Source organism: Rhabdothermincola sediminis (genome assembly GCF_014805525.1).
Lineage (GTDB): Bacteria > Actinomycetota > Acidimicrobiia > Acidimicrobiales > Acidimicrobilacustridaceae > Rhabdothermincola > Rhabdothermincola sediminis.
Window position 1 is genome coordinate 1 of sequence record NZ_JACFSZ010000037.1, and the last position, 2,702, is coordinate 2,702.

The 2,702-nt window shown below is 67.5% G+C and carries 6 protein-coding genes and 1 tRNA gene; all 7 read right to left on the minus strand.

What is annotated here, in order from left to right; translation table 11 throughout:
- Positions 1-123: 123 nt before the first annotated feature.
- Positions 124-879 carry a transcription termination/antitermination protein NusG gene (nusG, locus tag HZF19_RS15990; protein WP_235980329.1) on the minus strand — a complete coding sequence of 252 codons (756 nt, stop codon included), beginning with the start codon at positions 877-879 and terminating at the stop codon, positions 124-126.
- Positions 876-1,178 (minus strand): preprotein translocase subunit SecE, encoded by a 303-nt coding sequence (secE, locus tag HZF19_RS15995; RefSeq protein ID WP_208029796.1) that lies wholly within the window; start codon positions 1,176-1,178, stop codon positions 876-878. The genes nusG and secE overlap by 4 nt, the downstream gene beginning before the upstream one ends.
- A 30-nt stretch (positions 1,179-1,208) precedes the next feature.
- A tRNA-Trp gene (locus HZF19_RS16000) sits at positions 1,209-1,281 on the minus strand.
- Positions 1,282-1,411: 130 nt separating this feature from the next.
- Complete coding sequence (locus tag HZF19_RS16005; RefSeq protein ID WP_208029797.1) at positions 1,412-1,774, minus strand: anti-sigma factor; 363 nt, start codon at positions 1,772-1,774, stop codon at positions 1,412-1,414.
- Positions 1,764-2,336, minus strand: a complete 573-nt coding sequence (locus tag HZF19_RS16010; protein WP_208029798.1) for an RNA polymerase sigma factor — start codon at positions 2,334-2,336, stop codon at positions 1,764-1,766. The genes HZF19_RS16005 and HZF19_RS16010 overlap by 11 nt, the downstream gene beginning before the upstream one ends.
- Before the next feature lie 74 nt (positions 2,337-2,410).
- The gene (gene rpmG, locus HZF19_RS16015; protein WP_208029799.1) at positions 2,411-2,575 is read right to left on the minus strand and encodes a 50S ribosomal protein L33; all 165 of its coding nucleotides are present in this window, start codon (positions 2,573-2,575) and stop codon (positions 2,411-2,413) included.
- Between the two features lie 18 nt (positions 2,576-2,593).
- The coding region (locus tag HZF19_RS16020) for an EF-Tu C-terminal domain-related protein (protein WP_208026961.1) at positions 2,594-2,702 on the minus strand (109 nt) is incomplete at its 5' end.

Consider the following 2,702-nt stretch of genomic DNA (forward strand, 5'->3'; position numbering starts at 1 on the left):
ACACCTCAACCCGGCCCTTCGATCTGCCCGCACCGCGACCCGCTCGCCCTCCGACGACACGACGCCCCTCCCACGACCGACGGCCGCCCTCCACCCCACGAAGGCGCCTTGCTCAGCACAGTCCTAGAGCTTGGCCACCTGGGAGAACTCGAGCTCGACCGGGGTCTCCCGGCCGAAGATGTTCACCAGCACCTTCACCTTGAGCTGATCCTCGTTGATCTCGACGATCACCCCCGAGAAGTCGGCGAACGGCCCCTCCTTGATACGAACCGTCTCGCCCATCTCGTACTCGAGGCGAGGCTTGCCCCGCTTGGGTGCCTCCTCGGCGCCCTCAGCCTTGACCTGGAGGAACGACTCGACGTCGCGGCGCGGCAGCGGAGAAGGCTTGGCCCCCTGTCCGACGAAGCCGGTCACGCCCGGGGTGTTGCGGATGACGTACCAGGAATCGTCGTCCAGCTCGCAACGGACGAGCAGGTAGCCGGGGAACATCTTCTTCTGGACGACCTGCTTCTTGCCGTTCTTGAACTCGACCACGTCCTCCATCGGGATCACGACCTCGTGGATGCGCTCCTCCATGTTCATCGAGGAGATGCGGGCCTCGAGGTTCTGCTTGACCTTCTTCTCGTAGCCCGACTGGGTGTGCACCACGAACCACTGGCCCGGGCGGTCGTAGGGGCTCTCGACCCGGGGCTCCTCCGCGAGAAGCTCGTCCTCGCCGATCACCTCGGTGTCATCGAGCGCAGACGCGTCAGCAGCCGCGCCCCCTTCCTCCCCGGCGAGGGCCGGCGGCTCGATCGTCGCCCCGGCATCGGTGGTCTCGGTGTCGGCGGTCATCTCGGTCTCGCCGAGCAGCGCGTCTTCGGTGGAGTAGGAGCTCATTTGGCCTGGAATAGTCGGAGGACACCCTCGCTGACGACCCAGTCGACAACGAAGATCAGGGTCGTGAAGAACACGAGCGTGACGAGGACGATGATGGAGTAGTTGATGGTCTCGGACCGAGTCGGCCAGACGACCTTGCGCAGCTCAGCGCGCACCTCGTGCACGAACTGGCGCGGCGTGGTGCGTTGCTCGGCGGGCTTGGGCGCCTGCGGCCCCCGCCGGGTGCGGATCGGCTCGCCATCCGGGCCGAGCTCGCCCTGACGCTGGAGCATGCGCTTCTGTTCTCGGTTCAAGGCCATGGTGAGGACACCCTTGCAGGGGATCGGAAGCAGGGCAGGAGGGACTCGAACCCCCAACCGCCGGTTTTGGAGACCGGTGCTCTACCAGTTGAGCTACTGCCCTAGGGGTCGCAGTCCCGGCGGCAGGATAGCAGCCTGCCTTCGCGCCGAGACAGCGAGCACGGGTGCCCGCAGCCTATCCCCCACAGGCGACGTCGGTGTCGGGGTCGGCGGCTCGGGCGACCGACGCGAGGTCAGCCCGCGAGTGACATCCGACGACGAGAGCGGCTGGCCAGCACGATCGCCCCCGCGGCGCCGGCCGCGGTCGCCGCAGCGATGCCGCCCAGGTACGCCACCCGGCGGCCGGTCAGGATGCTGCGGATCGCCCGCCGCTCCCCCGCCTGCTCCAGGTGCAGGAGGATCTCGGGCAGCAGGCCCGGTGCCGGGACCAGCACCTCGGTGCGCAGGGCGCGCAGCGCCCGCAACAGCTTGCGGTACTGGGCCAACTCGGCCTGGCACCGCAGGCAGTGCTCCACGTGAGCCCGGGAAGGGCCGTCGAGCAGGACCGACCCATCGGCGGCGTCGGAGAGGGACCCGGTGAGCTGCTCACACCGCATGAGCCTGCTCCTCGGAGGGGCGGGCGAAGAGGTCGTCACGCAGCTTCTTGCGTGCTCGATGGAGCCGGACCTTCGCCGCGGACTCGGAGATGCCCAGCTCGGCGGCGATGGCCTCGTGCGGGAGGTCGTAGACGTCGCGCAGGATGACCACCGCCCGCAGCTTCGGCGGCAGGGCCCGCAGGGCCACCTGAAGACGCTCGCGTAGCGCGGTCGCCTCCGCCTGCACCTCGGGGCTCGCCGCGGGGCGCTCGTCCCGGGTGCTCAGGTCCTCGGTCAGCTCCTCGCAGCGGTTCCGCTGGCGCCGGCCGAGGAACGTCGATGCGCAGTTCGCCGTGATGCGGTACATCCACGTCGAGAACTGCGCGTCGCCTCGAAAGCGCTTCAAACCCTTGTAGGCACGGAGATACGCCTCTTGCACCACGTCCCGAGCGTCTTCCTCGTTGCCGGTGAGGCGATACGCCAAGGTGTAGGTCTCGACGTAGGTTGCCCTCACCAGCTCGTCGAACGCGTGGCGGTCGCCATCGCGGGCGGCAACCACGAGGTCAGCCACGTCGACTGGCATCAGCTTTCTGACCTGGCGTGAGCATGCGGGTTACGTGACGATTCGGTTACGTCGAGGCACCGGCCGAGAACCGGTCAGCGGGTCTCCTTGTGCAAGGTGTGAGCCCGGTCCCACTTGCAGTACTTCTTGAGCTCGATGCGCTCGCGATCGTTGATCTTGTTCTTGGTGGTGATGTAGTTGCGGCGCTTGCAGGTCTGGCACTCGAGGGTCACCTGCACCCGCTTCTCGTTCTTCGCCATGGCTCGCTTCCGTGTTCGCTACTTGATGATCTTCGTGACCCGACCCGCGCCCACCGTGCGACCACCCTCACGGATCGCGAAACGCAAGCCCTCCTCCATCGCGATCGGATGAATCAACTCCACCCGC